Source organism: Pradoshia sp. (genome assembly GCF_051873915.1).
In the GTDB taxonomy this organism is placed as follows: domain Bacteria; phylum Bacillota; class Bacilli; order Bacillales; family Pradoshiaceae; genus Pradoshia.
In genome coordinates this window covers 1-7391 of the sequence record NZ_JBJEFJ010000012.1, presented here as the reverse complement: position 1 = coordinate 7391, position 7391 = coordinate 1, and the positions used below count along the sequence as shown (strand labels likewise).

Sequence of the window (7391 nt, the reverse complement as noted above, 5' to 3'; positions counted from 1 at the left end):
TCTTTGTCAACACCGGTCGGATTCGTAATCAGGCCGACCCTTTTCCCTTTCAGCAAATCCTTCTCACTGCTTAAAACAACATCCACGCCGAGCTTTAGGTCCTTTGATTTATGCTTCCCCTTGTGGCCTGCTTGTACGAAAGAGATGGTCGATAAAATCAGGACAAATGTGAATAGAAGAGCGACACTTTTCTTCAGCATATAAAGCCTCCTTCAAAATGGATTAATAGGATAAGCCGTGACCAAATGGATAAAGGGTTTCACCTTGTCCGGCTGGAATTGTGACTGGCAGCTTCCCGCTCGGATTGATTTCACCGAATATGGCTGCAGCGGTCGCGTTGAAGCTTGCGGTACGGAACCCGTATTGGGCAATATAGGCATCCACCTCTGGATAAGACATAATGTCATATGGGTTGCGAATCGCCACCGCAATCGCCGGTGCCTCATAGTTCGCAATTAGATCATTGATTCGCTGCATTTGCGGATGGCTTGGCAGTCTTGCGGCCACATTCGATGTATGGCTGCCGATGATGATATAATCTGCCTCACGCAGCTGCACCTTTTGTGCCTCTGTCAGTTGATAACTTGATGGGAGATTAATGACACTCGTGCCTGCATGCTTTTCTTTAATGGCATTGTATAGGTCTTGGTTATAAGTAGAACCAATAACGACAATCTTCGCTGATTGCTCCAATCCTCTTAACGGCAGGACATTCTCAGCATTCTTGACTAATGTAATGGATTTCTCAGCAGCTGTTTTCTCAATGACTTTATGTTCTGGGGAGCCTACTGTCTGCAGTGCCTCTGCGATACGGTCCTCAATCGGATCAGGTGATTCTTCCTTGAAGATACCGCGCTTGATCTTGAGTGAAAGGATTCGTTTCACGGAAGCATTGATTCGTTTTTCCTTAATCTCTCCGCTCGCAATGGCTTCGAGTAATCCGGCCCTCACTGCCTCAAGCCCTACCGGCATGAGAACAATATCTGTTCCTGCCTTGACCGTCATGATGGCTGCATCGACTGTTCCATAATGTTCAGTAATAGCTCCCATATTCATGGCGTCAGTCACAATCAAGCCATCATAATTCATTTCCTCCCTAATCAGACCCGTTAGAATCCTGTGGGAAAGAGTAGCCGGCAACGAAACTTCTTCACCGGTCTTTTTGGAGATGACCTTCGTCTCATCAATCTTAGGGAAGGTGATATGCGCCGACATGATTGCATCCACCCCTGCATTCATCGCCTGCTGGAATGGATAAAGTTCGACTTCCCTCAAACGGTCCATATCATATGGAACCTCAGGAAGTCCAACATGGGAATCAACCGCCGTATCACCATGACCTGGGAAATGCTTGGCCGTTGCGATGGTACCGGTTTCCTGCATCCCTTCTATATAAGCGGTGCCAAGCTCAGCGGTGAGCTGTGGATTCTCACTGAAGGAGCGGACGCCGATGACCGGGTTGTCAGGATTATTATTCACATCAAGCGAAGGGGCGAAGTTTGTATTGATGCCGAGTGAGCCAAGCTCCTCGCCAATTGCGCGCGCCACATCTTTCGTGATTTCGCTGGAGCGAGTCGCACCTAGCGCCATATTGCCCGGCATATCTGTGCCGGATTGAAGCCTTGTGACAATTCCGCCCTCTTGGTCAATCGAGACAAACATTCCGTATTTCTCCGAAGCCTTTTGATAGGCATCAACAAGACGGGCCGTTTGCTCGGTCGTGACGACATTCTCACGGAAAAGGATTACCCCTCCCAAATCAAAGTCCTTCACTTGCTGTTCAATTTCCGGAAGCATTTCTGTCACGTTCTGACCGTTCCAGTTCCGGTAATCAGGCATGAGCATTTGCCCGAGCTTCTCTTCAATCGTCATTTTGCTGACTGCATAGTCGGCAAGCTGATACCGTTTCTGCTTCATGGTGCGGAAGGAGGCTTTTCCCTTCTTGTCTACTGTTAGAAAAGCTGTATCGCTTTTCTTGCCGGACTTAGCATGAATAACCGCTATCCCGGATTTCCCCGTCAGCGTCAATGTCCCTGCTGCCGTAATCTTCGCTATTTTCTTATTTGCGACCGACCATTTCACGTCATCTGTCTTGGTAAAATGACCATCCTTATATACCTTTATCGCTTCCATTTGCACACTATTTCCGGCAATATGACGCTCAACTTCAGGCAGGTTTTGATAGATGACAACATCCTGAATGCCATCATCCGGCTTTGGCGGCTTTTTCTTAGATGGACTGCTGAAGCCTGCTGTCAAAATGACGCTCAACCCTAGTAAAAGCAAGAACCATTTCCTCTTTCTCATCATTCATTCCCTCCCTAATGTTTAATCATTTCTGCGCTCAAATCCATCTGCTTCAAATGTCAGCGGCTGTTTCTTGCCATGCTTCCCCTTTAAGCTCGCATCCTGTACATACCAGCCCCGTCCATTGACGCTTGCATCTGTCTTGTAGGAGAAACGGATGGATTTCGTCCCAGCGGGAATCTGAATTTTTTCCTTTTCCCAATCATCGCTTTTACCGGTAAATTGTTTCACGCTTGTATACGTCTTCCCGTCTGAGGATATTTCCACATAGCCGTTATCGCTTCCTTCTTCAATCCTGAACCAGGTGCCGAAGCTTAACTCCGCCTTCTCTTTCGTGTTCACCTTGGCAGTCAGCGTATGGTGCAATTGATCGCCATAGCCTGCAAACCACGTATGGCTTCCCTTCTTGACCTTCACTGGAATGCTGTCGCCGACCTCTCTGGCAAAGCTTCGCCTAATTGGATTAATAGAAGGCGTATTACGGGTCGGGTGTACTCGGTTTGTGAGAACAATGGCAATCGTTTGATTAGAAGGACTCATCACAAGTGCGGTTCCTGTATAACCTGTATGACCGGCAGAGAATGTGTCCGCAAGCGAATCCATATACCAGCCCTGATTCAGTTCAAAGCCAAGGCCATGTTCATTGCCCGGAAATGCGGTGTTATAGTTCTTCATAATCAAATCAATCGTTTTCTTCTTCAGAATGCGCATCTTGCCGTATTTCCCGTCATTCAGATAGGCATGGGTAAGAATCGCTAAATCCTTCGCTGTCGAGAAAACGCCGGCATGACCGGCCACCCCGTCAAGCGACCATGCATTCTCATCATGCACCTCACCCCAGACCAGACCGCGGCCAATCTTTGGCTGATATTCGGTTGCAGCGATACGCTGCTTTAGATTTGCGGGAGGATTATACATCGTATCCTTCATGCCAAGCGGCTCTGTGATTGCTTTCTTCACAAATTCATCCTGCCTGAGACCGCTCCATTTCTCCACCAAGGCTCCCAGTGTAATCATGTTTAAATCACTGTATAAATAGGTTGTCCCTGGTTCATTGATCAATCCATGACCTAGTACAGATTGAATGCGGCTTTCCCGCGTACCCTCCTCTGCATACAAAGCCTTCCCGGCCGCAAATCCAGACGTATGAGTCAATAGCTGCCTGATAGTGATATCCTCCTTGCCTTTTGCCGAAAACTCTGGCAGATGCATGGCAACAGGGTCATCCAGCTGGAAGAATCCTTGCTCATATAGCATCATGACAGCCGTTGTCGTAAAAAGCTTACTAATAGAAGCTACGTCAAATATCGTGTCTGTTTTCATTACAATTGGCTTGTCCATCTCGGTGAACTTATCGTCCGTATAAACAGCCGAATAGCCATAAGCATCCTTTTGAACGATATGGCCGCTTCTGGCAACAAAGGTGACTGCACCAGGGGTTAAGCCGCTCTCAATATACTGGCCGATTGCTTGATCAATATCATCCAGGGCCGACTGCTTCATGCCGGCCATTCGTGCACTTGAAGGAATGAGAATCGGCAGCATGCGTCCGGGCTCATCCCAATAATGGGCGGGCTCGGAATGTCCTTTTGCATTTGTCATCGTTTGACCTCCGGACGGAATAAATATAGAAACAGCAACCAAGGTGCTAAGCAGAATCGGGGTGGCTTTTTTCATATCGTTCCTCCTCTTTATTGAATTGGCATACGAACGGTTAGGATGGTGAAATGAAGACACGGGGGAAGGGTCTAATAGAGGGAGTTTCGTGATGGATTCCTCTTATTCAAGCATACAATTTGTTTACTTAATTTTCCATCTGACATAAGTACTTGTTTCCACCACAAGCCTTAGGTCTATCTATTGGGATAATCCTGTTTTTCGTTCAAAAATGACAGGCTTCCGCAGAATAAGCCCATTCTGAAGGCTTAGTGTGTCACTAAGAATATGTTCTTACTACTTCATCAGGATGGTTCTTTCCGCTTACACTCCCCTTCTATTGTTTACTTGCTATAATGGAATTTAAGAGGGAGGGAGAATATGCTTCATCATATCGAAATCAATGTTCGTAATTTAAAGAATTCGGAGGTATTTTGGGGATGGTTCTTGGAGGAATTGGGATATGAACCTTTCCAAAAATGGGATAAGGGATTCAGTTATAAAGAGGGGAATACCTATCTTGTCTTTGTGCAAACTGAAGAACGATTCATGGATATTCCGTATCACCGGGGACGGACCGGTCTCAATCATCTCGCCTTCACTGCTAAATCGTCCAAGCATGTGGATGAGATGACGAGAAAACTGAGGGAAAAGGGGATACCGATACTTTATGAGGACCGTCATCCTTATGCAGGCGGTTCTGAGCATTATGCTGTTTTTTTCGAGGATCCGGACAGGATAAAAGTAGAATTGGCTGCAAACCTATGAGCTTGCAGCCAATTCTTCTAGGCGGAATCGGTTTTAATATTTGCGTTTTGCTTTCTTAGTTGATGGCAGAACGCTGTTTGATTTTCTGGGGAAATAACAACGAAATGATGGCTGGCATAATGAATCTCTAATTTTTCCATAGACAAAGCGGGGGCAGTGAATGGGTTTCTTGTTTCTCTTATGCTATGGATTTCCTCAATCTTGATTCTCTTCTTATAGGGGCCATATTGAATAGTGAGTATATCCCGTTCAATGGTATAGCCCGTTTTGAACCAAATCCAGATGAGGAAGAAACCGATTGGGAGCAGGAATATGTTCCGAATCCATTGCTGGTCAAGGAATTCTGGTACCATCCAAACACCCAATTCCGGGAAGAAAATAGGCGGAACGATAAACATTATAGCAAACAGCCACAAAATGACCGTCATCCATCGATCTCTCTTGGATGGAAAATACATCTACACCCTTCCTTTCAAACAAGTATTTTCTACTTATGGCAGCTAGTTAACTTTTCAACTTATTCATCAAACTTGCTCGAAATATCTTCCACACTTGAGATTTCAGGAAGCTTCCCATGCTCGTCAGGGGAAATCATATAAGAGCCAGAATCATCCTTATGGCGAACAATCAATTCAACCCCATCTGCCCCCTTATTCTGCAAATCCTCATAATAATGGTAGATTCCTTCCTCTATCTTCTTTGCTTCCGATTCACGATAAGGTACTTTCAAATCCACATAGAGCGTTAACCATAACGTATCTTTCACCTCATCAATTGCTTGTGTTAGCAAAGGAATATGATTCACTTCCTCATTTCTGTATCCAACATTCAAATCAACCTTTTCCACATACGGGACATATTGATCGGCATGCCCCCATACAGACAGCCCTTTCTTTCGCCAAACTTCTTCCTCATAAAAATCTACGCTGCCATCTTTGGAATCCGGCCTCCACCAGGCATCAAAGGTGATGCCATCCTCTGCAGTCAGAGTCGCCGCATATCCAACCATATGCGTATAAAACCCATCACTCTCGATGATATGGATTCCGTATTTGTCCTCCATTTCCTCTTCCAGCGCCTTTGCTGCAGCCATCATCTGTTCCTCATCCCCATATATGGCCCGGTAGAAATAAATAGAACTGCAAACCAACAAGATCATCATGACGACTATGCCAATAAGCCATTTCTTCTTCATAAATTCCCTGCCTTCATTGAATAACACATCTATTGGAATATTATTACACTTTAATTATACGAAACAATCCAATGAAAGAATAGGAGTTTCTCATAACCGATACGTTTTCAAAAATTCCATAAATTCGATGGTCTTCGCATCCCTTTCCTTTATGATTGCATATGTCCCGGCATTCGGAAGATTGGATAATGCATAGCAAGGCACTTCCATGACACTGCCCTCCAAGAGCTCCCTTCTGACCGTCGAGGCCGGCAAAAAGGAAACCCCAAGCCCTTCGATGATAAATCGTTTCGTAATATGAATCTGGGACACCTTCATCATCTTCACCTTTGGATATTTCAAACGGATTTGCTTCTTTAATCCCTCCCAATAAACGGGGTGATTAATCGTTAGAAGAAAATTCTTGATCAGCACCTTCTCATCAGGCATGGTGGCCATTTCAGCGTCCATGCCATCATGCCGGGCAATCAAGAGCACATGCTCATTGTAAAGCGTTTCGTAATGAACCTCCGAATGCTTCGGAACCTAGACTATCACTGCAAGCTAGCATAGTTGGCTGGATTGCTCACATCATCGAGCAGGCACAGAATAATGTCATCTTTAGACCAGAGTCTTTCTTCATTGCAATAAATGCATAAATGATGACGAAAAAGCATGTTTTCTAATTCGTGAAAACACGCTTTTTATTTTCCTGATTTTGGTATAGTGAAAAGTAAAAAGGAGAAAAAAGAGAATGGAAATCAGCACTCTATTAAGCATGAAGGATTATGGCTTTGCTTTCGTCAATATATCCGAACCGCGCACGAATGAAACAGCCTTAAGAATTACCGTCTACGGAAGTGATCATGACACCTCCCTGCTCGTGGCGCCGAATGAGCCTGTTACAACCATCCACATCGATTTCCCTTCCTATATCACCTATTCCGTTACCTATGATGATTACACACTTTGGGATGAAGATGCCGTCTTTCAGGGAGAATCCTTCCGGCTTTATCAACAATCATCATTCATGGATTCCTTTATTCGTTCATCCTGCTTAGAAAAGACGATTATCGAAAGCATGCATCATTATGGCATACACTGTATCGAGCATTCCATTGAGGTGCTATCGACTTCCGTACCAACAATAAAAGTTGTTCCATCCATAACGAAGGAATAACCAGTTATCTGTTCTCAACAGACAATCCTTATGCTAAACTAGTTTTATCAAATTTTACCATTTCTTTCAGAAAGGAGACCTTCTGTTGAGACTTTCCTTGGAATTGATTCGTATTTTAGCTATTCTTCTCATTATTGGCGGATTATTAAGCAGCATCGTATTTACTCTATATGCAAGTTTTGGCTTTGAGATAGCCAACACGAACGGCGGCATGCCTGTCGGGATAGCCATCCTTCTCATTCTCTTTGTCTTGTATAGAAATAAACTTCAATTCTCCGGTTTCTATAAAGGAAAAGGAATGACGAA

The 7391-nt window shown here is 44.7% G+C and carries 7 protein-coding genes and 2 pseudogenes; 3 read left to right on the top strand and 6 right to left on the bottom strand.

Annotation, left to right across the window (positions count from 1 at the left end; all coding sequences use genetic code 11):
* The 3 genes and pseudogenes from ACI35L_RS01100 to ACI35L_RS01090 form a co-directional block, all read right to left on the bottom strand.
* Nucleotides 1-200 (bottom strand): annotated as a pseudogene (locus ACI35L_RS01100) (DUF1343 domain-containing protein); the annotation flags it as partial.
* 22 nt (nucleotides 201-222) lie between these two features.
* Nucleotides 223-2310, bottom strand: a complete 2088-nt coding sequence (locus tag ACI35L_RS01095; RefSeq protein WP_439802054.1) for a glycoside hydrolase family 3 protein — start codon at nucleotides 2308-2310, stop codon at nucleotides 223-225.
* Nucleotides 2311-2328: 18 nt separating this feature from the next.
* Nucleotides 2329-3984, bottom strand: coding sequence for a serine hydrolase (locus tag ACI35L_RS01090; protein WP_049670339.1), 1656 nt, complete (start codon nucleotides 3982-3984; stop codon nucleotides 2329-2331).
* Nucleotides 3985-4344: 360 nt separating this feature from the next.
* On the opposite strand from ACI35L_RS01090, the gene ACI35L_RS01085 reads away from it, so the two are divergent.
* Nucleotides 4345-4731 (top strand): VOC family protein, encoded by a 387-nt coding sequence (locus ACI35L_RS01085; RefSeq protein ID WP_049670338.1) that lies wholly within the window; start codon nucleotides 4345-4347, stop codon nucleotides 4729-4731.
* A gap of 17 nt (nucleotides 4732-4748) precedes the next feature.
* Here ACI35L_RS01085 and ACI35L_RS01080 read toward each other — a convergent pair whose 3' ends face one another.
* The 3 genes and pseudogenes from ACI35L_RS01080 to ACI35L_RS01070 form a co-directional block, all read right to left on the bottom strand.
* Nucleotides 4749-5189, bottom strand: a complete 441-nt coding sequence (locus ACI35L_RS01080) for a PH domain-containing protein (protein ID WP_049670337.1) — start codon at nucleotides 5187-5189, stop codon at nucleotides 4749-4751.
* 59 nt (nucleotides 5190-5248) lie between these two features.
* A complete protein-coding gene (locus ACI35L_RS01075; protein ID WP_049670336.1) occupies nucleotides 5249-5926 on the bottom strand; it encodes a hypothetical protein in 678 nt (225 codons plus the stop codon).
* A 90-nt stretch (nucleotides 5927-6016) separates the two neighbouring features.
* Nucleotides 6017-6436: pseudogene (locus tag ACI35L_RS01070) on the bottom strand (LysR substrate-binding domain-containing protein); the annotation flags it as partial.
* Nucleotides 6437-6659: 223 nt separating this feature from the next.
* On the opposite strand from ACI35L_RS01070, the gene ACI35L_RS01065 reads away from it, so the two are divergent.
* Complete coding sequence (locus ACI35L_RS01065; RefSeq protein WP_049670335.1) at nucleotides 6660-7085, top strand: hypothetical protein; 426 nt, start codon at nucleotides 6660-6662, stop codon at nucleotides 7083-7085.
* 85 nt (nucleotides 7086-7170) lie between these two features.
* The coding region (locus ACI35L_RS01060; protein WP_439802053.1) for a hypothetical protein at nucleotides 7171-7391 on the top strand (221 nt) is incomplete at its 3' end.

Excerpts from the sequence above, each read along its gene's own strand:
- ACI35L_RS01090 (WP_049670339.1), bottom strand. The coding sequence starts at position 3,984 with ATGAAAAAAGCCACCCCGATTCTGCTTAGCACCTTGGTTGCTGTTTCT.
- ACI35L_RS01075 (WP_049670336.1), bottom strand. The coding sequence starts at position 5,926 with ATGAAGAAGAAATGGCTTATTGGCATAGTCGTCATGATGATCTTGTTG.
- ACI35L_RS01080 (WP_049670337.1), bottom strand. The coding sequence starts at position 5,189 with ATGTATTTTCCATCCAAGAGAGATCGATGGATGACGGTCATTTTGTGG.
- ACI35L_RS01065 (WP_049670335.1), top strand. The coding sequence starts at position 6,660 with ATGGAAATCAGCACTCTATTAAGCATGAAGGATTATGGCTTTGCTTTC.
- ACI35L_RS01085 (WP_049670338.1), top strand. The coding sequence starts at position 4,345 with ATGCTTCATCATATCGAAATCAATGTTCGTAATTTAAAGAATTCGGAG.
- ACI35L_RS01095 (WP_439802054.1), bottom strand. The coding sequence starts at position 2,310 with ATGATGAGAAAGAGGAAATGGTTCTTGCTTTTACTAGGGTTGAGCGTC.